At 68.4% G+C, this 23964-nt stretch carries 21 protein-coding genes; 17 read left to right on the forward strand and 4 right to left on the reverse strand.

The genetic code is table 11. From position 1 onward, the window contains the following. Positions 1-334: 334 nt before the first annotated feature. Complete coding sequence (locus tag DIE03_RS09430; RefSeq protein WP_124449623.1) at positions 335-1723, reverse strand: MFS transporter; 1389 nt, start codon at positions 1721-1723, stop codon at positions 335-337. Positions 1724-2173: 450 nt separating this feature from the next. On the opposite strand from DIE03_RS09430, the gene DIE03_RS09440 reads away from it, so the two are divergent. Together DIE03_RS09440 and treA are read left to right on the forward strand one after the other, a co-directional pair. Further along, positions 2174-2803 (forward strand): TetR/AcrR family transcriptional regulator, encoded by a 630-nt coding sequence (locus tag DIE03_RS09440; RefSeq protein ID WP_124449625.1) that lies wholly within the window; start codon positions 2174-2176, stop codon positions 2801-2803. 136 nt (positions 2804-2939) lie between these two features. Beyond that, on the forward strand, positions 2940-4667 hold the full coding sequence (treA, locus tag DIE03_RS09445; protein ID WP_124449627.1) for an alpha,alpha-trehalase TreA: 1728 nt from the start codon (positions 2940-2942) through the stop codon (positions 4665-4667). A 96-nt stretch (positions 4668-4763) separates the two neighbouring features. On the opposite strand, the gene DIE03_RS09450 is transcribed toward treA, so the two are convergent. Further along, positions 4764-6251, reverse strand: coding sequence for a carbohydrate porin (locus DIE03_RS09450; RefSeq protein ID WP_124449629.1), 1488 nt, complete (start codon positions 6249-6251; stop codon positions 4764-4766). Between the two features lie 120 nt (positions 6252-6371). Next, positions 6372-6641 (reverse strand): hypothetical protein, encoded by a 270-nt coding sequence (locus DIE03_RS09455; RefSeq protein ID WP_124449631.1) that lies wholly within the window; start codon positions 6639-6641, stop codon positions 6372-6374. Positions 6642-7722: 1081 nt separating this feature from the next. Between DIE03_RS09455 and DIE03_RS38210 the strand changes: the two genes are divergently transcribed. Together DIE03_RS38210 and DIE03_RS09460 are read left to right on the forward strand one after the other, a co-directional pair. Then, positions 7723-7860, forward strand: a complete 138-nt coding sequence (locus DIE03_RS38210) for a hypothetical protein (RefSeq protein WP_165765561.1) — start codon at positions 7723-7725, stop codon at positions 7858-7860. A 121-nt stretch (positions 7861-7981) separates the two neighbouring features. Then, entirely contained in the window at positions 7982-9628 is a 1647-nt protein-coding gene (locus DIE03_RS09460; protein WP_124449633.1) for an Nramp family divalent metal transporter, read from the forward strand. Positions 9629-9751: 123 nt separating this feature from the next. Here the strand turns inward: DIE03_RS09460 and DIE03_RS09465 are convergent, their stop codons facing one another. Beyond that, complete coding sequence (locus tag DIE03_RS09465) at positions 9752-10657, reverse strand: LuxR family transcriptional regulator (protein ID WP_124449635.1); 906 nt, start codon at positions 10655-10657, stop codon at positions 9752-9754. Positions 10658-10941: 284 nt separating this feature from the next. Here DIE03_RS09465 and DIE03_RS09470 point away from each other — a divergent pair, with 284 nt between their 5' ends. From DIE03_RS09470 to sctT, 13 genes are all read left to right on the forward strand, one after another. After that, positions 10942-11769 carry an autoinducer binding domain-containing protein gene (locus DIE03_RS09470; RefSeq protein ID WP_124449637.1) on the forward strand — a complete coding sequence of 276 codons (828 nt, stop codon included), beginning with the start codon at positions 10942-10944 and terminating at the stop codon, positions 11767-11769. Between the two features lie 256 nt (positions 11770-12025). Then, positions 12026-14224: a type III secretion system export apparatus subunit SctV gene (sctV, locus tag DIE03_RS09475; RefSeq protein WP_124449639.1), complete on the forward strand. Its 2199-nt coding sequence runs from the start codon at positions 12026-12028 to the stop codon at positions 14222-14224. After that, a complete protein-coding gene (gene sctS / locus DIE03_RS09480; protein ID WP_124449641.1) occupies positions 14221-14499 on the forward strand; it encodes a type III secretion system export apparatus subunit SctS in 279 nt (92 codons plus the stop codon). The genes sctV and sctS overlap by 4 nt, the downstream gene beginning before the upstream one ends. After that, on the forward strand, positions 14499-16535 hold the full coding sequence (sctC, locus tag DIE03_RS09485) for a type III secretion system outer membrane ring subunit SctC (RefSeq protein WP_124449643.1): 2037 nt from the start codon (positions 14499-14501) through the stop codon (positions 16533-16535). Before sctS ends, sctC begins: the two co-directional genes overlap by 1 nt. After that, positions 16516-17859 (forward strand): type III secretion system inner membrane ring subunit SctD, encoded by a 1344-nt coding sequence (gene sctD / locus DIE03_RS09490; RefSeq protein WP_124449645.1) that lies wholly within the window; start codon positions 16516-16518, stop codon positions 17857-17859. Before sctC ends, sctD begins: the two co-directional genes overlap by 20 nt. Positions 17860-18000: 141 nt before the next feature. After that, on the forward strand, positions 18001-18210 hold the full coding sequence (locus DIE03_RS09495; protein WP_124449647.1) for a hypothetical protein: 210 nt from the start codon (positions 18001-18003) through the stop codon (positions 18208-18210). Positions 18211-18358: 148 nt separating this feature from the next. Then, positions 18359-18838 carry a hypothetical protein gene (locus DIE03_RS09500; protein WP_124449649.1) on the forward strand — a complete coding sequence of 160 codons (480 nt, stop codon included), beginning with the start codon at positions 18359-18361 and terminating at the stop codon, positions 18836-18838. 52 nt (positions 18839-18890) lie between these two features. After that, positions 18891-19772, forward strand: coding sequence for a type III secretion system inner membrane ring lipoprotein SctJ (sctJ, locus tag DIE03_RS09505; RefSeq protein WP_124449651.1), 882 nt, complete (start codon positions 18891-18893; stop codon positions 19770-19772). Further along, positions 19769-20518: a SctK family type III secretion system sorting platform protein gene (locus tag DIE03_RS09510; protein ID WP_124449653.1), complete on the forward strand. Its 750-nt coding sequence runs from the start codon at positions 19769-19771 to the stop codon at positions 20516-20518. Before sctJ ends, DIE03_RS09510 begins: the two co-directional genes overlap by 4 nt. Beyond that, positions 20500-21129 (forward strand): type III secretion system stator protein SctL, encoded by a 630-nt coding sequence (gene sctL / locus DIE03_RS09515; protein WP_124449655.1) that lies wholly within the window; start codon positions 20500-20502, stop codon positions 21127-21129. Before DIE03_RS09510 ends, sctL begins: the two co-directional genes overlap by 19 nt. Then, positions 21126-22502 (forward strand): type III secretion system ATPase SctN, encoded by a 1377-nt coding sequence (gene sctN, locus DIE03_RS09520; protein ID WP_124449657.1) that lies wholly within the window; start codon positions 21126-21128, stop codon positions 22500-22502. Before sctL ends, sctN begins: the two co-directional genes overlap by 4 nt. Continuing rightward, positions 22495-23151 (forward strand): hypothetical protein, encoded by a 657-nt coding sequence (locus tag DIE03_RS09525; protein WP_124449659.1) that lies wholly within the window; start codon positions 22495-22497, stop codon positions 23149-23151. Before sctN ends, DIE03_RS09525 begins: the two co-directional genes overlap by 8 nt. Further along, on the forward strand, positions 23145-23954 hold the full coding sequence (sctT, locus tag DIE03_RS09530; RefSeq protein ID WP_124449661.1) for a type III secretion system export apparatus subunit SctT: 810 nt from the start codon (positions 23145-23147) through the stop codon (positions 23952-23954). The genes DIE03_RS09525 and sctT overlap by 7 nt, the downstream gene beginning before the upstream one ends. The last annotated feature ends 10 nt before the right edge of the window (positions 23955-23964 follow it).

A 23964-nucleotide genomic window follows, 5' to 3' on the forward strand; every position in this document is an offset into this window, starting at 1 on the left:
GGGACCACTTTAGCGCGAAAGCGGCGCACGTGTGCGCCGCGCCGCTGCAACGCGTCTGACAATGGTTGACAGACGGGTTTCGCAAGTTTCCCTATAGTGCAGTTCATGGCGCGACGAAAAGTGCGCGCAACGATTCCGCTTCCGACGCACATATGTCCATGGCACGCAGGAAGCGAATCCTGGATTCTCAACCCCCATCGGGAATTCAGGAGCCCTGAGCGGACATCCATGCGGCTGTGCACCGGCCCCGAGTGGATGTCCGCTGATTTTTTTGTATTTCCTGTTTCTACTTCCCCACCACGCGATTCCGCCGCACCGGCCAGCCTGCGGCTGGCTATTGCCGCTTGCCGCGCGCGACTTCGTCGCCGGCGCCGGGCGGCAGCCGCCGCGTGATCGGAATCGATGCGAACGAGCACAGCCCGACGACCAGGAACGCGGGCCAGAAATCCGACCACATCATCTTCTGATGGCCCTGCAGCCAGTGCGACACGTGCAGCACGAGGCCGGCCACCGTCACGCCGAGGCCGAGCGACATCTGCTGCACGACGCTGCCGAGGCTCGTCGCGCGGCCGGCGTCGCGCGGTGAAATATCCGCGTAGATCATCGAGTTCAGGCTCGTGAACTGCAGCGCGGGGAAGATGCCGCCGACGAGCACGATCAGCCAGATCGCCCAGGTCGCCATGCCGGGATGGAACACGCCGTACGCGGCGATCGCGAGGCCCGCGAAGGCCGCGTTGTAGATCAGCACCGTGCGAAAGCCGAAGCGCCGCAGCGTATGCGTGGCCGTCGAGCGGCTCACCGCGCCGCCGAGCGCGGACGCGCACGTGATGAGCCCCGAATGGAACGCGGTCATGCCGAGCCCTTCCTGCAGCGCGAGCGGCAGCAGGAACGGCACCGCGCCGAGGCCGATGCGGAACAGCGACCCGCCGACGACGCTCGCGTGATATGTCGGGATCTTCAGGAAACTGAGGTCGAGCACCGGCCGCTCCTTGCGGCGCGCGTACGGCACGTACAGCGCGAGCATCGCGGTGCCGGCCGCGCACATGAGGAGCGCGTTCGAGCGCGACGTGAGCGCGCCGTCGATCAGCGTGAGGCCCATCAGCAGCAGCGCGGCGCCGCTGGCCGACAGCAGGAAGCCGAACCAGTCGAGCGGGCCGGGATCGGGCTCGTGGGTGTTCGCGATGTGCTTGCTCGCGAGATAGATCCCGTAGATACCGATCGGCACGTTGATGAAGAAGATCATCCGCCAGTGCAGGTAGGTCGTGATGAAGCCGCCGACGAGCGGCCCGACCGTGGGCCCGAACAGCGCGGGAATCGCGAGGTAGTTCATCGCGCGCACGAGATCGGAGCGCGGCACTGCGCGGAAGATGATGATGCGGCCGACCGGGACCATCATCGCGCCGCCGACGCCCTGGATGAAGCGCGCGAACGTGAGCACGCCGAGGGAGTTGGAGGCCGCGCACATCAGCGAGCCGACGACGAAGATGCCGATCGCGGTGCGGAACACGGAGCGTGCGCTGAAGCGGTCGGCGAGCCAGCCGCAGATCGGAATGAACACGCCGAGGCCGACCACATAGGCCGTGATCGCAATGTTCAGTGTGACGGGGTTGTGCCCGAAGTCCCTCGCCATCGCGGGCAGTGCGGTGACGATGATGTTCGCGTCGACGCTTTCCATGAACAACGCACAGGCAACGATGAGCGGTGCTAGAAAGACGGGCGACATGGGCTGGGCGCGCGGTAAAGACGCCATTATGCCCACAATGTGACCGCTGAGTCACGCGTGACAACAGTTGTTCCGCATGTTGCAACAGTCGTCCTTTCCGGCGAACCGTATGGAAAGAACGACTGCGCACGCACGGCGCAACGATCGTGTCGGTGTGCGACACGGAACCGGCCGGCGGGCCGCGCGGCCTCGTCGTCGATCGACGCATGTGATGCGTTTTCGACGCACGGCAGGATCCCGACGTTGTCGACGCAACGATCCCGGAACGGCTCGACGTAGTTGGCGCTGCAGCAGGGGTGTTCGGGAACAGCGGCCCGACGCGCATCTTCACGGCATGGTTGCGGTGCGTACGATCGAAGTTGGCCGGATCATGGTGATTCCCTTTGACGGCGTGGAAAGGCGTTTCTAGAATATGAGCGTTTGCTCATGTTCGAAACGTGCATTCCCGCCATGTCCGAATCGCCTTCGCCTCTCCCGCTTTCGCCCCGCAAGGCGCCGCGCCAGCGCCGCTCGGTGGCCACCGTCGACGCGATCGTCGAGGCCGCTGCTCGCATTCTGGAGCGCGACGGCTTCGACGGATACACGACGAACGCCGTTGCGGCGCTGGCCGGTGTGAGCATCGGCTCGCTCTATCAATACTTCCCGAACCGCGATGCGCTGACGGCCGCGCTCGTCGAGCGCGAGAGTGCGCATCTGCTCGACGACGTCGACCGGGCAGCCGCGCTGGCGTCGTGCGACGACGTGCTGCGCATGCTGGTGCGCGGGGCCGTCGCGCACCAGATGCGCCGGCCGGTGCTCGCGCGGCTGATCGATTTCGAGGAAGCGCGACTGCCGCTCGGTGCGCGCACCGCGCGCGTCGCAGACCGCATCCACGCGACGCTGCTGCATGCGCTCGGGCAGCGCGATGCGCCGCGTGTCGCCGCACCCGGCGTCGTCGCACACGACCTGCTCGCGATCGTGAAAGGGATCGTCGACGCGGCGGGCGCGCGCGGCGAGACCGATGCGGCGGCGCTCGAAGCACGCGTGTGGCGGGCGGTACGCGGTTACCTGCGCGAGTCGCGCGAATCGAAACTTGCTTGATGTGCACGTTTTGTGCGACAGTCGGACCCATTCGCACCACAACATGACGCGTATCGATCGAGGGCCATCGAGACGAACGCGCGCGCGAACGAGACCTCGTGCCGATCCACTCACCATCGAAAGGAGGGGACACGCCATGACGTCACGTCGTGCCGCATCGATTGCTTCTCGCTTCCCGGTTCATCACGCTTCACGTGTTGCGCCACCCGCGCCGCGTCTGCGCTGGGCTGCCGCGCTGGCCGTCGCCTATCTCGCCGTCGCGGGCTGCGCCGCGCAGGCCGACAACGCGAACCAGGCCGCTGCGCAGGCGGCCAGCCAGTCCACGGTCGCGGCCACTGCCGCTGCGGCGGCTCCCGCGTCGGGCACGCTGCTGCTACCGCCGAGCCAGCTCTACGGCGACCTGTTCGTCGCGGTGCAGACCGCGCAGATCTATCCCGACCAGAAAACCTTCGTCGACGCGACGCCCGATACCGATCCCGCGACGATCGTGCAGTTGTATCAGCAACAGAAATCGCAGCCGGGCTTTTCGCTGAAGACGTTCGTCGGCCAGCACTTCACGCCGCCCCCGGAAAGCGGCGTGACGCCGCCGCCGAACCAGACGCTGCGCCAGCATATCGACTGGCTGTGGCCGCAGCTCACGCGCACGAGCGTCACGGTGCCGCAGTACGGTTCGCTGATCGCGATGCCGAAACCGTATGTCGTGCCGGGCGGCCGCTTCCGCGAAGGCTACTACTGGGATACCTATTTCACGATGCTCGGGCTGCAGGTGTCGGGACGAGAGGATCTCGTCGACGACATGCTCGACAACTTCGCACGTCTGATCGATACGATCGGGCACATCCCGAACGGTAACCGCACGTATTACGCGAGCCGCTCGCAGCCGCCGTTCTTCGCGTACATGGTCACGCTCGCCGCACAGGCGGAAGGCGACAAGGTCTACCAGAAATACCTGCCGGAACTGCGCAAGGAGCACGCGTACTGGATGCAGGGCGAAACCACGACGCCGCGCGGGCAGGCCGCGCGCCACGTGGTCGTGCTGCCCGACGGCACGGTACTGAACCGGTACTGGGATGCGAGCGACACGCCGCGCGACGAGTCGTATCTCGAGGACGTGACGACCGCGAAATCCGTGCCTTCCCGTCCGGCGAACGAGGTGTACCGCGACCTGCGCGCGGGCGCCGAAAGCGGCTGGGACTACAGCTCGCGCTGGTTCGGCGACGGCAAGACGCTCGCGACGATCCGCACGACGTCGATCGTGCCGGTCGACCTGAACAGCCTGATGTTCCATCTCGAGACGACGATCGTGAAGGGCTGCACGGTCACCCGCGACATCGCATGCGTGACCGACTTCTCCGGGCGCGCGGCGCGGCGTGCAGCGGCAATCAACCGCTATCTGTGGAATCGTCGCGGCTATTACGGCGACTATGACTGGCAGTTGCGCAAGTCGCGCGACGGCGTGACGGCGGCCACGCTGTATCCGCTGTTCGCGGGCGTCGCATGGCCCGAGCGCGCGAAGGCGACCGCGCGCGAAGTGCGCAAGACGTTGCTGCAGCCGGGCGGGCTCGCGACGACGACCGAGAACACGGGCCAGCAGTGGGACGCGCCGAACGGCTGGGCGCCGCTGCAGTGGATCGCGATCGACGGGCTGCGCCGCTATGGCGAACCGGCGCTCGCGAAGGAGATCGGCACGCGCTTCCTGTCGGACGTGAAGCATGTGTATGCGACCGAAGGCAAGCTCGTCGAGAAATACGTGGTCGAAGGCGCCGGCACGGGTGGCGGCGGAGGCGGCGAATATCCGCTGCAGGACGGGTTCGGCTGGACCAACGGCGTCACGCTGAAACTGCTCGGGCTGTACGGCGAGTAATACGCGGCGCGGGCCATGTGCCCGCACGGTGCGCAAGCACACGGGCCGGACTGTCGCGCAAGCGGCCGTCCGGCCCGTGTCTTCATGCGGCTCGCGTCAGAACGTGATCGTCGTGCGTACGCCGACCACCGTCTCGTCGCCGATGCGTGCACCGGCCGCGTTCGGGTTCGGGATGCCGCCGCCCGGGCGGAAGAAGTGCTGCAGGTCGGCTTGCAACTGCCACCATGGCGTGACCTGGTACTGGTAGGTCGCTTCGACGACCGTCTCCGCGCGGCGCACCGGATAGCCGGGCGTCGTGTACACGCCGGTGTCGCCGTCGAGGCCGCGCGCATGCGAGCCGATCTTCGCGTAGCCGACCGCGATGCCGGCGACGTCGTTGTCGCGTCCGGCGAACGGCGCCTTCACTGTCACGCCCGCGTTGGCGGCGAAGTCGACGATATTGCGATCGCCCGGCGAGCCCATCACGCGCGCGAACACGCCGACCGAGCGCGGGCTGTCGGCCGACGGCCGCCACACCATCTGGTCCGCGACCGCATAGAACCCGTAGTTGCCGCGATGCGTGGCGGGCGTGCCGTTGCTCGCCGGATTCGCGAGCGACAGGCCGTCGGTGCCGTAGCGCGGATCGTTCGCGTGCTGCGACTGATACCAGAAGCCGAGCTTGTACGTGCCGGGCAGGCCGGCCGGTTGCGGCGCCTTCGGATCGGCGGGCGGCGCGTTCAGCGCGTACTGCACTTCGCCGATCACGAACGCGCCGCTGCGCAGGTTGAAGTTGGTGCCGTGCGCATTCAGCACCTGCGCGTCGCCGTCGGTGCGGCCGGCCGGGTTGCCGTCGAACACGCCGATCATCGCGGTCCATGCATCGGCCGGCTTCACGCGCAGCCGCACGCCGAGCGACGACAGCGGATAGGCGGGGCCGCCGGCCGGCAGGTCGGTGGACGGTAGCACGGGCCAGCCGAACGTCGCGTTCATGAACGTCGCCGCGTTCTGGCTCACCATGAATTCCTGGTCGACGCTCTGCTGGCCGACCTTCACGTCGACCTTGCCGTCGAGCAGCGACTGCTGGTACCAGAGCTCCCACAGGCGCGTGGTCGAGGTCGCCTCGATGCCGGTCGCGGTCTGCAGCGTCTGCAGGTAGCGCTGCGTGAGGCTGGTGCCGTGGATCTGCAGCGCCGACACGTTGAACGTGCCGCCCGGCAGGCCGATCGCCTTGCCGGTATCGACGTTGAAGCCGAATTGCGTGAGCCCCTGGTACGCGCCGCCGCGACCCGTGCCGCCGGACGTGTTGTACAGGTACTCGCTGGTTTCCTGCAGGCTCAGCGTGACGCCGTGATCGCCGAGCAGGTCGCGCAGGCCGCCCATGTTGCCGAGCAGGTTCGACCGCTCCCAGAAACCGGTGGGGGCGGGCGCGGCAGCATCGGCGGCCTGTTGTGCGGGCGCGGCGGCGTCGCTGGTGCCGGCCGTCGGTCCGGTTGCCGCCGGCGACGACGCCTGCGCGAACGCGGGCGTGGCGGCGAGCGACAGCAGCAGCGTGGCGAGTGCGTTGACGCGAAGCTTGCGCGGGACAGGAGAGAGAGGGTTCTTCATGCGGGCTCCGTCGATGATTTGATTAGTTAGACTGAAGAAACGAAAACGTGATGCGGGAAACGCGGCGAGACGATCGCGCGGCGGCCCAGGGCGAGTGGATCACGCCGCGCGGCGATGGGGTTACGGCAGCCAGCCGCCGACGCGCCACACCTGCGCGAAGCCGAGGCGCGACGCGGCCGCGCACAGCAGCGCGGCGAGCGCGACCGCGGCTGCCATCACGGCGACCAGTACGCAGTCGAGCGGGCGCGGCGTCGCCGGCACGTGGGTGAGCGCCATGCCGCGCCAGTTGCTGAACGCGTGGGCGAGCGGCGAGAGGCCGGAAACGAACGAGCGGTCGCACGCGACGTGCACGATGCGCTTGAGCTTGAGCGCGAACGATTGAAAGAACATGACGCTACCTCCGTCCGGTCCGGCAAACGCCGGACGACGTGTTCGAGCGCGGGCGCACGATGCGGCCTGCGATCGGAGGGTGGAACGTAACGGAGCGTGCGACTGGCGAGGCGGCGATGACCGGCCCGGGAGGAAGCGCGCTAACCCGACGAATGCGAGCTAGCGGCGAAAGACATGCGTCTGGCTGCTATCTCGCGATGGCTTGGCCGGCCTGGACCGGCATCGAACTGCAACTAGAGCATGTGTCCACGGAGGGACTCCCTTGATGAATTGGGGCGGATTGTAGTCGCGACTTTTGCTGCGGTGCAAGTAAAAAACGCACAAAAGATGACGTCTGTGGCGTGCGCGTCGCAACGGACCGCCGCGGCGCGACGGCGTCCGGGCAGGGACGGGAGGCGCGCACAGTGGGGTGCCGCGCCGTTGTTCGCACGCGTCGCGTGCCTGACCGCGCCGTGACGCGCTGAAAGGTTCCGGTACGCCGTTTCAAGGGCAAATCTTTCAGTGGCGGAAAGGGGGAAATTTATTTCGAAAAATGGGGTTTGGAGGGGTTGACTTCACTTTCGGGCCGTCCATAGAATCCGCCATCTTCACTCTTGGGGCCGCCGCCTTGGACGCCTGCAGTAGTCGATCTTCGAACGAAATTTCCGCCTGAGCGACCGACGTCCGCGCCTCACCGAAGCCGCCGTTTGTCTCCCAGGCAAACGGTGCGCGCAGCAGTATTCCGCAGCAAATTCCTACGTGCACCCTGATTCGCGCCGGTTAGCGTGATGCGTTCTCGCATGCGTTGCCCGGTTTCACCGCCGCCCGGCAGGCGGCCGCGTTCGCGCATGCTTGTTCCATGCTCGCGAATGGCGGCCCGCAGGCCTGACGGCGGTCAACCGTGTTTTCCGGAACACCGCATAGGAGCCGCCATGAACGACAGTGACAGTTGTCCCTTATGCCCGTTGCATGCACCGACCCTTTTGAACCCGGGTCGCAGGGACACTCCGGCCGACTAGCCTGACTCGTCGTTCAGGCCCCGGACTGGCCCCGCACCCACCACGCGGCCGGCACGCCTGCCGTCGCCGCACGGAGCCAGACCATGAACTTCGGCCTTCTGCTGTCGAACCTTCCGCACGTCACGGAATCGCGCAACCACTACGACGCGATGCTGACGCTCGACGCCCGTCCGCGGGTGTTTTCCCGCCTGCTGAACCAGCTGAAATCGTTGATCCGCTGAAAGAAGTGCCGAGCGCGACTCGGCATGCGCACGCGTATCCGCCTTCGAGCGGTTGCCTCGTGCGCATTCCAAGGTCACACGCTTATCGAATCGAATAACCCTTAGCCGTACGGAACACATCATGTCCACGCCATCCAACGTCTCTCCACCGGTCGCCGTCGAACGCAGCGCCGTGCTCGACGAAGCCCACCTGGGCGACATCCGCGGTGCACTCGGCACGATCGAGCGCCACGACACCGGTGCGCGCGGCTCGTGGTGGGCGCGCCTGCGCACGTTGCTCGCGATCATCGGCCCCGGCCTGATCGTGATGGTCGGCGACAACGACGCCGGCGCATTCGGCACCTACACGCAGGCCGGCCAGAACTACGGCACGACGTTGCTGTGGACGCTGCTGCTGCTCGTGCCGGTGCTGTACGTGAACCAGGAAATGGTGCTGCGCCTCGGCGCGGTGACGGGCGTCGGCCACGCGCGCCTGATCTTCGAACGCTTCGGCAAGTTCTGGGGTGCGTTCAGCGTGATCGACCTGTTCCTGCTCAATGCGCTGACCATCGTCACCGAGTTCATCGGCATCACGTTCGTGCTCGACTTCTTCGGATTGCCGAAGGTAGCCGGCGTGTGCGTGGCCGCCGCGCTGACGATGGCCGCGGTGAGTACCGGCGATTTCAGGCGCTTCGAGCGATTCGCGATCGGGCTTTGCGTGCTGAGCCTGCTGCTCGTGCCGGTGCTCGTGTCGATCCACCCGCCCGTCGCGCAGATGACGCGCGATTTCTTCGTGCCGAACTGGCCCGCGCACGCGAAACTGTCGGACGTGATGCTGCTCGTGATCGGCATCGTCGGCACGACGGTGGCGCCGTGGCAGCTGTTCTTCCAGCAGAGCTACGTGATCGACAAGCGCATCACGCCGCGCTTCATGAAGTACGAGAAGGCCGACCTGTGGATCGGCATCGCATTCGTGCTGGTCGGTGCGGTGGCCATGATCGGCTTCAGCGCCGCGCTGTTCAACGGCCGTCCGGAAGCCGGCAACTTCACCGACGCGGGCGGCATCATCGCGGGCCTCGAGAAGTATGCAGGCCGCACGAGCGCGACGCTGTTCGCGGTCGCGCTGCTCGATGCCTGCATCATCGGTGCGGCGGCCGTGTCGTTGTCGACCGCCTATGCGATCGGCGACGTGTTCAAGATCCGTCACTCGCTGCATCGCGGCGTGACCGATGCGAAGGGCTTCTATCTCGTCTATTTCGGCATCGTCGCGGCCGCGGCCACGCTCGTGCTGATCCCGGGCAGCCCGCTCGGCCTGCTGACCGAAGCCGTGCAGACGCTGGCCGGCGTGCTGCTGCCGAGCGCGACCGTGTTCCTGCTCGTGCTGTGCAACGACCGCCAGGTGCTTGGGCCCTGGGTCAACTCGACGAAGCTCAACGTGTTCACGGGCGCGGTGATCTGGGTGCTCGTGCTGTTGTCGATCATCCTGACCGCATCGGTGATGTATCCGGATATCAGCGGCGAAGCGATCGTCGACGTGCTGGTGGGCGGCACCGTGCTCGCGATCACCGGCTATCTCGCGACGGTCCTGATTCGCCGCAACAAGCGCGTGGTCGAGCCGGCGCTCGATCGCTCGCTGCGCGATACGTGGCGCATGCCGCCGCTTGAAACGCTTGAGCCGCAGAACATGACGGTCGCGACGCGGATCTGGATGGCCGTGCTGCGCGGCTATCTCGTGATCGCGGTCGGCCTCGTGATCGTGAAGGTCGTGCAGATGACGCTGCTGAAGTAACGCAGGACGTCTGCCAGGAAGCGGCGCCGGACCCGGCACCGCGCCGCAACCCGCACATGCCGGCCCGCGAGGCCGGCATGTGCGTTTACGCGTTCGATTTCATGAAACGCCGTTGCGGCGCGCTCAGATCAGCTCGAGCTTCGACGTCAGGTACGTGAGCTGGATCCGGTTCGCGACGCCGAAGCGCTTGCGCAACTTGCGCAGGTGATAGTCGACGTTGTGCGCGCTGGTGTCGAGGCGCCGGCCGATCTCCTTGTCGGATGCGCCTTCGGCAATGCCGAGCAGCAGTTCCTGTTCGAACGGCGTGAGCCCGTTCACCGCGCGCTCGCGCGACGTCGAGATCAGTTGAGGCGACGCGAACTTGTGCACCGACAGCCCGATCGACAGCGCCTGCTCGATGGTCGCCGGCGTGATCCATTCGCGCGTACGGCGCGGCGCGGTGAAGCTCATGAACGCATGCAGCCGCGTGCCGGGCACGGCCATCGAATACATGATGCCGCTGCACATGCCGTCGTCCTGCATCGTCTGCAGGAAGCCGTCGAGCGCGGCGGGGCTCGCGTACGGGCTGTCCTCGCGCTCGCGGTGATCGCGCCGCAGCTGCTGCAGGTCCCACACGATCGGCATGTTGCACACGCGCGCGCCGAGCGTGCGCGGATCGACATCGTGGTGGTTGTGGCGCACATAGTCGCCGCGATAGGTGGGCGGCGTGAACGCTTCGTGCAGGTAGAGGCTTTCGACACGGTCGCGCGCGAATTCGAGCGCGAAGTACGCGAACGTCGAGAAGCCTGTCAGATGCAGCAGGCTCGTGACGATCCGGTTGCGCTCGGCCGTGCTCTGCGCGTGCGCGAGCGTATCGGCGACGCCGAGCTTCGGCGCGTGCGGCTGCGCGACGTCGCCGCGCTTCACGTCGTCGCACCAGACGACCTGCACGGCGCGCTCCCGCAGCGCATCCGCGCAGGCGCCCGACCCGCGCGACGGGCGTGCAAAGGTTGGGGCGACCGCTTCTTCATGCAATGCAATATCGGACATGAGCCATCCCTCGGAATCGACGCGCATCGCCTGGCGGCGGCCGTATCGTGAACGGCATTCGCGGCGGTGCGATCGAGCATCGTTTTGATATGCGCCGATCGTCATCCCTGACGAAACGCGGGGGCATTGTACAAAAATGCCTGTGTATGCGTAATATGCCGTAATACTAATTGCGGCGAAAGGTTCATGTTCGCGCGCATATATTGATTACCAGAAAATCATAAAGAAAAGACCAGATCGTGACGGGGCGCAGTTTCATATATTGGGAAAGGGGCGGGCTCCTCATGACACATGCTGACGGCGCACCACGCGTCGAATGGTTCTCACAGGCCGATATAGCGACCGCTGCCGCTTATTCGAACGAATATCAGGCAATCGAGCGCGACTTTTTTACCGGCATTCAAATCGGATCCGGTAAAACCGACCTTGCGCAAATCGATTTCGCGCAATGCCATGCGCGATTGCGGCAAATCGGATTCAGTACGCTCGGTTACGGCGCCTACGAAATGATCGGGCGGCGCATTCTGTGCGCGCATCTGCTGCGCGACCTCGCGCCGGCGACGTTCATGCAGCCGTTCATCGAGGGAATGCTCTACGAGAGCGACCCGCGTTTCGCGCAGGTGCGGCAGAGCGGCTTTCCGGTCGCATGGCGGCTCGACGAGATCGAGGCGGCCGCGCAGGGCAGCGGCGACCGCAAGGTGCTGGCGCTCGCTGGCCATTTGCGTGCGCACGCAATGAACAGCGGCGTGATCTTCAGCCTGTCGGCGCCGCGTCTCGACCTGCGCGTCGCGGTGAACGTGACGTCGGAGACGCACGGCACCGAATGGATCGACGATCGGGTGATCGGCGGCGCGCTGTCGGTCAGCCTCGCCGTGCATCGCGTCGCGCTGCCGTTCCTCGAGGCGCGCATCGCCCGCATGCGTGGCTTCGCGCTCGGCGACGAGCAGCAACAGGTGCTCGACCGGCTCGTGCACGGGCTATCCGACCAGGAGATCGCGAGCGCGCTGCGCACGTCGCTGCACAAGGTCGGCCATCACATCCGTTCGCTCGAGAAACTCTTCAACGTGCAGAACCGCGCGCAACTCGCGTATCTCGCCGCGCGGCGCCTGTAACCGTCGCCTGACGCACCGCCGACGTGCGCGCGCCGGCGGTTCGCACGCAATGGAAGCGGTTCCGGCGGCGCGCTCCCGGGCGTGCCGCCGGGTTTCGTAGTCCGATTCGATCGTCGCCGGAAAACGCGCTTTCACGCTACGAGGCGCGTCCCTTTTTCCACCGTTTCCCGTCGCTACACTCGTCCCATTCAACGGTCCGCGCGGCAGGGGCAGGATTGCCCGTGCCAGCCGGCGATAACGACAGGACACCGGCACGATGGCAGAACCGAAGGCGCTCTCCCGCGACTGGCAGCGGTTGTTTTCCGCTGGCCGTGGCGTGTCCGGACGGCGTCTCGGGGGCGCGTCGCCGCGCGCCGACCTGTTCATCGCGGCGTTCATCATCGCGGTCGTCGCGCTGTTCATCCTGCCGCTGCCGCAGGCCGCGCTCGACGGGATGATCTCGCTGAACCTGGCCGCGAGCGTCGTGCTGCTGACGGTCTCGACCTACGTGCCGTCGGCGGTCAGCTTCTCGTCGTTTCCTGCGTTGCTGCTGTTCACGACGCTGTTCCGGCTCGCGCTGAACATCGCGTCGTGCAAGCTGATCCTGCTGCACGCGAACGCGGGCCACGTGATCGACGCGTTCGGGCGGCTCGTGGTCGGCAACAACGTCGTGGTGGGCGGCGTGGTGTTCCTCGTGATCGCCGTCGTGCAGTTCATCGTGATCGCGAAAGGGTCGGAGCGGGTGGCGGAAGTCGGCGCGCGCTTCTCGCTCGACGCGATGCCCGGCAAGCAGATGAGCATCGACGCGGACTTGCGCGCGGGCATCATCAGCGCGGACGAAGCGCGCGAGCGCCGCGAGAAGCTCGAGCAGGAATCGCAGATGCACGGCGCGATGGACGGCGCGATGAAGTTCGTGAAGGGCGACGCGATCGCGGGCCTCGTGATCGCGTTCATCAACATCGTCGCGGGGATCGCGGTCGGCACGCTGATGCACGGGATGGATATCGGCCAGGCGCTGCAACGTTACGCGATCCTGACGGTCGGCGACGGGATGGCATCGCAGATTCCGTCGCTGCTCGTGTCGATCGCGGCCGGCATCGTGACGACCCGCGTCGCGACGCGCGATGCGCGGCAGCGCCAGCTCGGCGAACAGCTCGGCGAGCAGCTGGGTGCGCATCCGCGTGCGCTGCTGATCGCGGCGGTCGTGCTGACCGGCTTTCTCGTCGTGCCCGGTTTCCCCAAATGGTCGTTCGCGCTGATCGCGATCGGCCTCGGCGTGTTCGCGTTCTCGCAGCTCAAGCGCAAGACGGCCGCGCCCAGTTTCAACCTGATCCAGATCGCGGGGCGTGTCGGCGCGGCCGACGACGGCCAGCCGGCGAAGGTGTCGCATGCGGCGGGCGTCACGTCGCTGATCGCGGTGTCGCTGTCCGACGACCTGCGCACGAGCCTGAACCTCGCGCAGTTGCAGGCCGCGCTGTCGAGCGCGAAGGCGCGCGTCGATGCGGACATCGGCACGGTGTTCCCGCGCATCACGCTGAACGACGACGAAGGTGCGGCGGCCGGCACGTACCGGATCTATCTGCAGGACGTGCTCGCCGCGCACGGCGCGCTGAAGCCGGGCTGGCTGCTGTGGGACGGCGTCGCGCCGCTGCCCGAGCGCGCGGAGCGCCAGCCGGCCGAAGCATTCGGCCCGTTCGCGACCGCGCTGTGGATCAAGCCTGACGGCCCCGCGCCGGACGGCAAGTGGCTGTCGAGCGAAAGCGCGCTCGCCGCGCACGTCGAGCAGATCGTGCGCCAGCATGCGGACGAACTGCTCGGGATCCAGGAAACGCAGGCGCTCGTGCATCTGGTGCGCCGCGAGCACCCGGAACTCGTGGGCGAGCTGACGCGGCTCGTGCCGCTGCAGCGCGTGACCGAGGTGCTGCGCAGGCTGCTCGCCGAGCAGGTGCCGATCCGCAATTTGCGCGTGATCTTCGAAAGCCTGATCACGTGGGCGCCGAACGAACCGGACGACGTGATCGCGCTGGTCGAGCTCGTGCGCGTCGACCTGCGCCGGATGATCACCGACCGCCATGCGGGCACGACGCGCCAGCTGCGGGTCGTGCTGTTCGAGCAGAACCTGCAGGAGCGGATCGAGAGTGCGGTGATGCGCACGAAGCAGGGCAATTTCCTCGCGTTGTCGAGCGCGGTCAAGCAGGACATCGGCGAGCAGGTGCGCGCGATCGTGCAGGCCGCGCAGGCGGGCGGCCACGGCACCGCGCAGGGCGCCGCGCGGCTCGCGGTGATGGTCGCGCTCGGTGCGCGCCGCTACGTGAAGACGATCCTGCAGCCCGTGCTGCCCGACCTCGCGGTGCTGTCGTACCAGGAAGTCGAGGAAGACGTGCAGCTGCATACGGTCGGCTGGGTCAAGAACCCGCCGGATGACGGCACGGTCGGCGCGGGCGCCGACGTGCGTGTACCGGGAGCCGCGCAATGACGAGCTCGACGATCCTCGACCTGACGCGCCAGGCGCTGATGCTCGTGCTGCTGCTGTCGTTGCCGATCGTGCTGATCGCCACCGTCACGGGCCTCGTCGTCGCGATCCTGCAGGCCGTCACGCAGGTGCAGGACGCCAACATCGGCATCGCGGTGCGGCTGATCGCCGTGATGGTCGCACTCGTGCTGCTGTCGGCCTGGCTCGGCGGCGAAGTGCTGCGCTTCGCGCAGCAGGCGCTGGAACGCATGTTCGTTTCTTCCACAGGAGTCCTTTGATGCGTCGACGCGTCGCCTCGATCCCGTTTCAACCGCGCAGCCTGCAACGGGCCGCGCTCGCCATGTGCGCGACCGCGCTGCTCACGGCGTCGCTGTGCATGGCGCCCGCGCAGCATGCGCGGGCCGCGGACCTGCGCTGGCGCAACAAGCCGTTCACGATCGTCGCGAACGGCAAGAAGATCGGCGACTTCATCCGCGAGCTCGCGTCGTCGCAGGGCGTGACGGCGGTGGTCGACCCGAAGGTCGACGGCGTGATCAGCGGCCGCTTCTCGGGCACGCCGCAACAGACGCTCGAGACGATCTGCTCGACCTACGGGCTCACGTGGTACTACGACGGCTCGTTCCTGTACGTCGATCCGGCCGACCAGTCGCAGACGCAGATGATCCCGATCCCGCCGAATGCCTCCGGTGAAATCGGCCGTGCACTGCAGGCGATGCAGATTCCCGACAAGCGCTACACGCTGGTGATCAACGATCGCGCGAACAGCGTGTACGTGGCCGGCCCGCGCCGCTACGTCGAGCTCGTGCGGCAGGCGGTCGGCTCGGTCGGCGATCCGTCGGCGAATGGTGCGCATGCGGATATCCGCGCGTTCCGGCTCAAGTACGGTTGGGCATCGGATTTCACGATTAACCGTTCGGGCAAGGAAGTGACGGTGCCCGGTGTCGCGACGATCCTGCGGCGGCTGTTCGGCAAGGCCGGCGACACGGCGGCGGCACCGACGAACCCGTCGCTCGGCCAGGCCGCGCGCCAGGTGAAGCTCGGCTCGGGGCTGACGATCGCGGTGCCGCGCCTCGATTTCCCCGACATCTCCGGCGGCCCGCGTTCGGGCGGCTATTCCGGCGACGGCGGCGCGAGCGGCGGCTTCTCGCCGTTCTCGAGCAGCGGCGGCGAAACGCTGCCGCAGATCGTCGCCGACCCGGCGATCAACGCGGTGATCGTGCGCGACCTGCCGGAGAACATGTACCGCTACCAGTCGCTGATCGGCCAGCTCGACGAGCGTCCGCGCATCGTCGAGATCAACGTGACGATCATCGACATCAACGAGGATTCGCTCGACAGCCTCGGGATCGACTGGCGCCTGCACACGACGCACGGCGACGTGCAGATCGGCAACGGGCAAAACCCGCTGAACGGCAACACGCAGTACAACGGCGTCGGCAATCCGCCGCTGACGTTCGGCATCGGCACGTCGGAAACCGGGCAGACGGGCGCGTTCATGCCGACCGGCATCGCGCTGACCGCGTCGATCGGCGGGTCGCTGCGCAATTACCTGCTCACGCGTATCAACGCGCTCGCGCAGAAGGGCCAGGCGCAGATGCGATCGAAGCCGAAGGTGCTCGCGCTCGACAACACCGAGGCGATCCTCGAGAACCTTACGCAGTTCTACGTACAGGTGCCGGGCTACCAGGATTCGTCGCTGTACAGCGTGACGACCGGCACGAGCATCAAGGTGACGCCGATGATCGTCGACGAGGCGATCCGCAACGCGGCGGCCGTGTCGGGCAATCCGCAGAGCGTGATGATGTCGATCGACATCCAGGACGGCAACATCGTACCGGGGCAGGCCGTGTCGAACGTGCCGGTGATCCAGCAGCGCAACATCGTCACCAAGACGATGATCGACGAAGGCAAGAGCCTGCTGATCGCCGGTTTCAACGACGACGAGGTGAGGCTGAACAAGAGCGGCGTGCCCTGGCTGTCCGACATTCCGCTGATCGGCAACCTGTTCAAGTACACCGACAAGTCGGGCAATCACATGGAGCGGTTCTACCTGCTGACGCCGCGCGTGGTGACGACCGCGTCGATGTACGCGCCGGACGGATCGCCCGTGAATCCGGGCGCCGACGGGCCGGCGAGCCAGGAAGGGATGTCGATGTATCGGCCGCCGGACAACGACGTCGCGGTGCCGCTGACGCCGACGCCGCTGCCCGGCACGAAGTTCGGTCCGCCCGCGCTGCCGCCGCCTAAGGATGCGGCGTCGCGGCCGGCGGCGACGACCGCAGGAGCCACCACCCATGTCGACGACCATCATTGATCCGCACGGCGACGGCGCATTGCCCGGCGGCGCGGGAGGCGCGGGGGCCGGTTCGGCCGCGCTCGCGTCGCCGTGGAACCTGTGCTTCCTGAGCGGGCCGATGTACGGCCGCACGATGTCGCTCGCGCGCGGCGCGAACTGGGTCGGCACGGCGGCCGATTGCGAAGTGATCCTGCCCGATCGCGAGATCGGCGCGAAGCAGGTGTGCCTGCAGGTCGGCGCGCTCGCGGTGACGGTGCAGAACCACGGCGGCGAGACCGGCGCGGCGGTGCTGTTCAACGACGAGCCGCTCGGCGCGGGCCGCCGCTCGCTGACGCCGCACGACGTCGTGACGGTCGGTTCGATCCGGCTCGGGATCGCGCGGCATGCGCAGGCGAGCGTCGCGGTGCCGGACGAAGCCGATGCGCCGGCCGCCGCGCACGAGGCCGCGTGGCTCGGCTGGCTCACGGGCGGGCTGCGCCGCCTCGGCAGCCGGCGGCTCGTGATCGCGCTGGTCGCGCTGTGGCTCGGCGTGCTGCTCGGCGCGCTCGGCTACGGCTTCGTCACGTGGTCGGGGCGCCTGCCGTGGCAGCACGAATCGGTGCTCGCGCGCACGCACCGGCTGCAGCAACTGCTGCATGCGTATCCGGAGCTGGCCGTCGCGCCGCGCGACGACGGCGTGATCGTGTCCGGCTACGTCAGCGACCCGGCCGCGCGCGAACGCGTCGCGCAGATCGTCGCGGGCGTCGACAACGCGGCGCTCGGCAACATCTACGTGGTCAGCGACCTGGTCGCGACCGCGCAGACCTACTTCAGCGATACGGCGCTGACGGTCACGTATCTCGGCCGCGGCCGGATCGAGCTGACGGGGGCGGCCGCGCGCGCGCAGATCGAGCCGCGCATCCGCAACTACATGAAGGACGCGCGTCCGGCGCTCGAAGTGGTCGATCACGTGCGCGATGCCGATCCGGCCGCGCCGCGCACGGCGACGACGCTCGGCGGCATGGCGGGCATTCCGGAGATCACGACGGTGTTCGCCGGCGACGGCGACCAGCGCTATATCGAGACGGCCGACGGCAGCCGCTATTTCGAAGGTGCGCGGCTGAAGGAGGGCGCGACCGTCGTGTCGATCGGCCCGGACGCAGTCGTGTTCGAACGCGGCGGCCAGCGCATCACGATGCCGCTCGGCGGCCCGTCGGCGAGTGCGCCCGAGCAGGCGCCGGCGCCGCCCGTGGCGCCGCTCGCGAGCGGCGCGGCCGCCGGGGTCGCGCAGCCGGTGCCGGGGCCGACGCTGTTGCCGGAGGCGGCGGCCGCCGCCGGCGCATCGAAGGAGGCGGCGCACTAGCGTCGCGACAGGTCATGCGCATCGCGCGGCGCGCGGTGCGTGCAATACGCGGGGCGTCGCATGGGCGCGGCGCCCCCCGTCGCAGGCGGGGCATGGGGCCGCCGCCGGAAGGTGGATGACGTTCACGTAAAGGAGCGCAACATGGGTACGCAGGCAGCAGGTGCAACCAACACGAACCAGGTCCAGCAGCAGGCCGACGACCTGACCAAGACGCAGCTCGAACTGACGAAGATCAACTTCCAGGTCCAGCAGTCGACGGCCACGTTCGAAACCAGCAACGCAGTGACCGCGCAAGAGGGGACGGCGAACGCCCAGGTTGCGCAACACCTGAGCTCGGCCGGCCGCGCATGACGCCGGCCGCCGGCCGTGCCGCGCGTAACCGCGCGCCGGGTCTGCCCGACGAGGGCGTCCGGCGGCGGATGCGTGCGTGCCGGCCGGCCCGTTCCGGGCTGGCCCGACCGATCCGGTCCGGTGTCGGCCATTCAAGGAGGGCATGGACATGTCAGTGACAGGCGTAGGCGCGGCGCCGCCGGGCGCGGCCGCGCTCGCGAGTGCCGCGCAGCAGCAGGCGGGAGCGGCGTCCGATCCGGCGCAGGTGCGCCAGTTCGATGCGCTGATGCAACCGGGGGCATCGCCGTCCGCTCCGCCGTCCGCATCGGGCGTCGCGATGTCGCGCGCGCCGGCGGATGCAGCGCCGGCCGTGCAGATGACGCCCGCGCAGGCGAACCAGTCGTCGCTCGTCGAGCGGTTGCGCACCTACGGCAACGATCTCGATTCGCGGTACGCGAACATCGACAAGCATCGCAGCGAGATGCTGACGTCGATGGCGGACAACCGCAGCGACCCGCTGATGACGATGGTGAAGGCGATGGACTTCCAGTGGACGGCGACCACCACGATTTCGGAATACCAGTTGAGCCTGTCGGTCGCGCAGGCGGCGAACGGCTTCACGCACACCGTGCTGAAGACGCAGGAGTGAAAGCGTGCGTGCGGGCCGTCGATGGCCTCACGCACCCTGAAGCGGACAAACGATGACGACGATCGATTCGACGCCACGCGTGCATGCGTGGCGCAGCCGGGCGGCGCGCGCGCTGCTCGCGGGGCTGCTCGTGCTGCTGGCCGGGTGCCAGAAGGAGCTGTACTCGGGCCTGTCGGAGCGCGACGCGAACCAGATGATCGCGGTGCTCGGCGACGCGGGCATCAGCGCGTCGAAGGACAACGATGCGCGCGACACGTCGGACCGCAACGCGTGGCTCGTGAGCGTCGCCGACGGCGACATGCAGCCGGCGCTCACGGTGCTGCACGCGAACGGGCTGCCGAAGCCGAGCTACGCGAGCCTCGGCGAGCTGTTCCAGAAGCAGGGCCTCGTGTCGACGCCGGCCGAGGAACGCGTGCGCTACCTGTACGGCGTGTCGCAGGACCTGTCGCGCACGCTGCAGGACATCGAGGGCGTGGTCGTCGCGCGCGTGCAGGTCGTGATTCCGGAGAACGATCCGCTCGCGGACAAGATCAAGCCGTCGTCGGCGGCCGTGTACATCCGCTACCGGCCGGGCGTCGACCTGCGCGCGATGGCGCCGATGGTCAAGGATCTCGTCGCGCACAGCATCGAAGGGCTGCAATACGACAACGTGTCGCTGTTCCTGCAGCCGGCCGCCGCGCGCGCGACGCGCGTGGACGGCATCGGCAGCGCGGTATCGGACGTCCTGCGGCTGCGCTCGCCGCTGGGCTGGCTCGTGTTCGCGCTGATCCTGCTGACCTGCGCGGTGATTGCGCTGTCGGCCGCACGGCGCGGAATGTTCGGCGCGCGGCTCGCGGGCCTGCTCGGCGCGCCGCGCGGCGCGAACGGCACCGGCGGTGCGTCGCAGTCGGGCGGTGGCCTGCGCACGCCGGACGGTGCGCGCGACGGCGCATGAGCGATCCGCACGCGCCGTTGCCAGGCGCCGGGCCCGACCCGGCCGACGCCGTGCCGCTGCCGTGGCTGCAGCCGCTCGCGCCGCCGCCGGCTGCGCGCCGCAGCGCGTTTCACGCGCTCGTGTGCGACTTCAACCTGCGGCCCGACCGCTACCTGCACGTGACGCGCGTGCCGGCCGACTGGCCTGCGCGCTATCGTTCGCCGGACGCGTTCGGCGCAGCCGGCCGCAAGCTGCTCGCGCGGCACCTGCTCGCTGCGAACGGGGTAGCCGACTGGCATGACTTCGACGTCGCGAACCCGTGCGCGCGGCTCGCGCTGCTGCCGGGCGCGGCGCTCGAGCAACTGGCCGCGTATGCGGGGCTGCTGCTGCATCGCACCTGGCTGCGCGACGCGCTGGCCGGGCGCCGCATCCGCGCGGAAGTCGCGGCGCGGCTCGGCGGCGACGCGCTGGAACTGACGCTCGAACGCGCGCCGGAATTCGGCGCGCTTGCCGAGACGCTCGAGCCGTGGCGAGCCGATCCCGCCGCGCTGCCGGTCGTGATCCGCGCGCGCGGTGCTCGCCTGCTCGCGGATTTCATCGGCGTGGCCGGTGACGCCGTCGCGCGGCGCGTGCGCCTGAAATTCAACCGCGCGATCGACGATGAAGCGCCTTACTGGCTGAACCGCGCGCAGCGCGACCAGTTCGGCGAACTGATGTTCCTGTTTCTGATTCCCGAGAGGCTTGCGTCATGGGACTGGCTTTTCTGATCACGAGCGACAACCTGCAGCTGCTGTCGGAGCGCAAGGTGCTCAAGGAGCGCGAATACGCGGCGCTGCTCGATGCGTCCGCGGTGATCGCGACCGCGCATGAAGAGGCCGCGCGCATCGTCGCCGATGCCCAGCGCGAATTCGACAAGCGCCAGGCCGCCGGCTACGACGAAGGCATGCGCCGCGCGCAGCGCGAGCAGGCCGCGCAGGCGTACACGCAGGCGCTGGCCGCCACGCGCACGATGGAGACGATGAAGGACGCGATGGCCGATATCGTCGTGAAGGCCGTGCGCGCGATCGTCGGCGAGATGAGCACGCAGAAGCTGTACGAGGCCGCGCTCGCGCGGATCGCGCCGCTGGTGCGCGACGAGGCGTTTCTGGTCGTGCATGTCGCGCCCGGCCGCAAGGACGAGATGCGCGATGCGCTCGACGGCGCGTTCGCCGGGCAGTCGAACCGGCAGAAGATCCGCATCGTCGAGGATGCGCAGCTCGAACGCCACGCGTGCACGGTCGAGACGCCGTCGGGGCGCATCGACGCGAGCCTCGACCTGCAGATCGATGCGCTGCGCCAGGCGATCCGCCGCGATGCGCTGAAGGGTGCCGCGCGATGAACGCGCCGCTCGACGATCCGCAACCGTTCGGCGACGACGACGGCGCACCGTTCGATCGCGGCCGCCTCGTCGGCGAACTCGATGCGGGGCTCGCGTTCTTCTCGCCGGTGTCGGTGCAGGGGCGCGTCAACCACGCGGTCGGGCAGATCCTGAACGCGACGGGCATCCGGGCGCGGCTCGGCGAGATCTGCGAGCTGCGCACGCCGAACCAGCCGACGCTGCTCGCGGAGGTGGTCGGCTTTTCGCGGCAGACGACCTTGCTTACGCCGCTCGGCGACGTGGCCGGGCTGTCGCCGGAGACGACCGTCGTGCCGTCCGGGCGCGAGCACGTGTTTCCGGTGGGCGAAGGGCTGTTCGGCCGCGTGCTCGACGGGCTCGGCCGGCCGCTCGACGATCGCGGCCCCGTGACGGGCGCCGCGTGGGTATCGACGCAGCAGGATCCGCCGAATCCGCTCGCGCGCAAGATGATCGACACGCCGTTTCCGACCGGCGTGCGCGTGATCGACGGCCTGATGACGCTCGGCATCGGGCAGCGCGTCGGTATCTTCGCGCCGTCCGGCGTCGGCAAGAGCACGCTGCTCGGGATGATCGCGCGCGGCGCGCAGGCCGACGTGAACGTGATCGCGCTGGTCGGCGAACGCGGCCGCGAGGTGCGCGAATTCATCGAGCACAGCCTGTCGCCGGAGGTGCGCGCACGGTCGATCGTCGTCGTGTCGACGTCCGATCGCCCCGCGATGGAGCGCGTGAAATCCGCGCTGGTCGCCACCGCGATCGCCGAGCATTTCCGCGATGCGGGCAAGCGCGTGCTGCTGCTGGTCGATTCGCTGACGCGTTTTGCCCGTGCGCAACGCGAGGTCGGCCTCGCGAGCGGCGAGCCGCCGACGCGGCGCAGCTTCCCGCCGTCGACGTTCGCGGTGCTGCCGCGCCTGCTCGAACGCGCGGGGCAGGGCGCGCACGGGTCGATCACCGCGCTCTACACGGTGCTCGTCGAAGGCGACGAGGAGTCGGACCCGATCGCCGAGGAAGTGCGCTCGATCCTCGACGGCCATATCGTGCTGTCGCGCAAGATCGCGCTCGCGAACCGCTATCCGGCGATCGACGTGCTCGCGAGCCTGTCGCGCGTGATGCCGCTCGTCGCGAGCCGCGCGCACCAGCATGCCGCCGCGCGCGTGCGCGAGCTGATCGCGAAGTACCAGGAGATCGAGCTGCTCGTGCAGATCGGCGAATATCGCGAAGGCAGCGACCGCCTCGGCGATCTCGCGCTGCGTGCGCGCGACGCGATCGGCGCGTTCTGCGCGCAGGCGTCGGACGAGGACGTGCGTTTCGACGCGCAGCTCGCGAAGCTGATGAAGCTGGCGAACGATCATGTCTGAAGCCGACGACCGCCTCGTGCTCGCGACGCTCGCGCGCCTGAAGCGCGTGCGCGAGATGCGCAGCCAGATCGCCCGCGTCGCGGCCGCGCGCCAGCAGGGCATCGCCGCGCAAAGCCGCCGCGCGCTCGATGCCGCGCACGCGCAGCTCGCGCAGCAGGTTGCCGCGAAGGCCGCGATCCAGGCGCGGCTCGCCGACGATTTGCGCGAGGCGCGCGCGCTGCAGGATGCCGCGGCCGACACCCGCACGTTCGACCGCCACATCGGCACCGCGAACGCATCGGTGCACGAGGCCGCGCACGTGCATCGCGGCCACGAGGCGACGCTGGCCGACCTGCAGCGCGCCGCGCGCAAGGCGAAGGCCGCCGAGGACAAGCTCGAGAAGGCCGGCGAGAAGGCGCTGCATGCGCGCGCCGCGCGCGTCGAGCGCGACGCCGACGAAGTGGCGGACGGCTACGCGGTGCGGCGTTTCTCGACGGCCGGCGCGTGGGCGGCCGGCGCGGGCGATGTGTCCGGTCATGCGTCCGCGCAGCCTGAAGCGGCCGCCGCGTTCGATGCGGAGATGACCGACGCTGAAGCCGGCATCGAACCGGGCGCATCCGCCGCGGCCGACGAGACCGCTTCGCCTGCCGCCGCGGAGCGCCGATGCTAGACCAGGCCGCGGGTTTCAACGACGTCGCGGGCACGCTGCGACCGCTGCTCTACGTGATGCCGCGCCTGTTGCCGATCATGTTCGTCGTGCCCGTGTTCAACGAGCAGATCATCACGGGTCTCGTGCGCAACGGCATCGCCGTCGTGATCGCCGCGTTCGTCGCGCCGGCGATCGATGCCGCGCAGGTGGCCGCGCTGCCGTTCCTGATGTGGTGCCTGCTCGTCGCGAAGGAGGCGGTGGTCGGCATGCTGCTCGCGGGCGCGTTCAGCGCGGTGCTGTTCGCGATCCAGGGCGTCGGCTACCTGATCGACTTCCAGACCGGCAGCGGCAGCGCCGCGTTCTTCGATCCGATGGGCGGTCACGAAGGCGGCCCGACGTCGGGATTCCTGAATTTCGTCGCGATCGCGCTGTTCGTCACGGCGGGCGGCCTGCAGGTGCTCGTGCAGCTGTTCGCGCAGTCGTACGCGTGGTGGCCGATCGGCTCGCTCGGCCCCGATTTCTCGTCGATGCTGCAGACCTTCATCGTGCGGCAGACCGACACGATCTTCGAATGGATGGTGAAGCTCGCCGCACCGGTGACGATCGTGCTGGTCCTCGTCGAGCTCGGGATCGGCCTCGTCGGGCGTGCGGTGCCGCAGCTGAACATCTTCGTGTTCTCGCAGCCGCTGAAGAGCGCGCTCGCGTTGCTGATGATGATGCTGTTCCTGCCGGTGGTGTATGCGTCGCTGCATTCGCTGCTGAGCCCCGACAGCGGGCTGATGGCGCTGCTGCGCGCGCTGTTCGCCGCGCACGGCGGCGGCTGAGCGGGCCGGA

The organism is Burkholderia sp. Bp8992 (assembly GCF_003853705.1).
Classification (GTDB): Bacteria; Pseudomonadota; Gammaproteobacteria; order Burkholderiales; family Burkholderiaceae; genus Burkholderia.

Excerpts from the sequence above, each read along its gene's own strand:
- treA (WP_124449627.1), top strand. The coding sequence starts at position 2,940 with ATGACGTCACGTCGTGCCGCATCGATTGCTTCTCGCTTCCCGGTTCAT.
- sctS (WP_124449641.1), top strand. The coding sequence starts at position 14,221 with ATGACGAGCTCGACGATCCTCGACCTGACGCGCCAGGCGCTGATGCTC.
- DIE03_RS09450 (WP_124449629.1), bottom strand. The coding sequence starts at position 6,251 with ATGAAGAACCCTCTCTCTCCTGTCCCGCGCAAGCTTCGCGTCAACGCA.
- sctC (WP_124449643.1), top strand. The coding sequence starts at position 14,499 with ATGCGTCGACGCGTCGCCTCGATCCCGTTTCAACCGCGCAGCCTGCAA.
- sctL (WP_124449655.1), top strand. The coding sequence starts at position 20,500 with ATGGGACTGGCTTTTCTGATCACGAGCGACAACCTGCAGCTGCTGTCG.
- sctN (WP_124449657.1), top strand. The coding sequence starts at position 21,126 with ATGAACGCGCCGCTCGACGATCCGCAACCGTTCGGCGACGACGACGGC.
- DIE03_RS09455 (WP_124449631.1), bottom strand. The coding sequence starts at position 6,641 with ATGTTCTTTCAATCGTTCGCGCTCAAGCTCAAGCGCATCGTGCACGTC.
- DIE03_RS09500 (WP_124449649.1), top strand. The coding sequence starts at position 18,359 with ATGTCAGTGACAGGCGTAGGCGCGGCGCCGCCGGGCGCGGCCGCGCTC.
- DIE03_RS09465 (WP_124449635.1), bottom strand. The coding sequence starts at position 10,657 with ATGTCCGATATTGCATTGCATGAAGAAGCGGTCGCCCCAACCTTTGCA.
- DIE03_RS09430 (WP_124449623.1), bottom strand. The coding sequence starts at position 1,723 with ATGTCGCCCGTCTTTCTAGCACCGCTCATCGTTGCCTGTGCGTTGTTC.
- DIE03_RS09495 (WP_124449647.1), top strand. The coding sequence starts at position 18,001 with ATGGGTACGCAGGCAGCAGGTGCAACCAACACGAACCAGGTCCAGCAG.
- DIE03_RS09460 (WP_124449633.1), top strand. The coding sequence starts at position 7,982 with ATGTCCACGCCATCCAACGTCTCTCCACCGGTCGCCGTCGAACGCAGC.
- sctV (WP_124449639.1), top strand. The coding sequence starts at position 12,026 with ATGGCAGAACCGAAGGCGCTCTCCCGCGACTGGCAGCGGTTGTTTTCC.
- sctT (WP_124449661.1), top strand. The coding sequence starts at position 23,145 with ATGCTAGACCAGGCCGCGGGTTTCAACGACGTCGCGGGCACGCTGCGA.
- DIE03_RS09525 (WP_124449659.1), top strand. The coding sequence starts at position 22,495 with ATGTCTGAAGCCGACGACCGCCTCGTGCTCGCGACGCTCGCGCGCCTG.
- DIE03_RS09470 (WP_124449637.1), top strand. The coding sequence starts at position 10,942 with ATGACACATGCTGACGGCGCACCACGCGTCGAATGGTTCTCACAGGCC.
- DIE03_RS38210 (WP_165765561.1), top strand. The coding sequence starts at position 7,723 with ATGAACTTCGGCCTTCTGCTGTCGAACCTTCCGCACGTCACGGAATCG.
- DIE03_RS09510 (WP_124449653.1), top strand. The coding sequence starts at position 19,769 with ATGAGCGATCCGCACGCGCCGTTGCCAGGCGCCGGGCCCGACCCGGCC.
- DIE03_RS09440 (WP_124449625.1), top strand. The coding sequence starts at position 2,174 with ATGTCCGAATCGCCTTCGCCTCTCCCGCTTTCGCCCCGCAAGGCGCCG.
- sctJ (WP_124449651.1), top strand. The coding sequence starts at position 18,891 with ATGACGACGATCGATTCGACGCCACGCGTGCATGCGTGGCGCAGCCGG.
- sctD (WP_124449645.1), top strand. The coding sequence starts at position 16,516 with ATGTCGACGACCATCATTGATCCGCACGGCGACGGCGCATTGCCCGGC.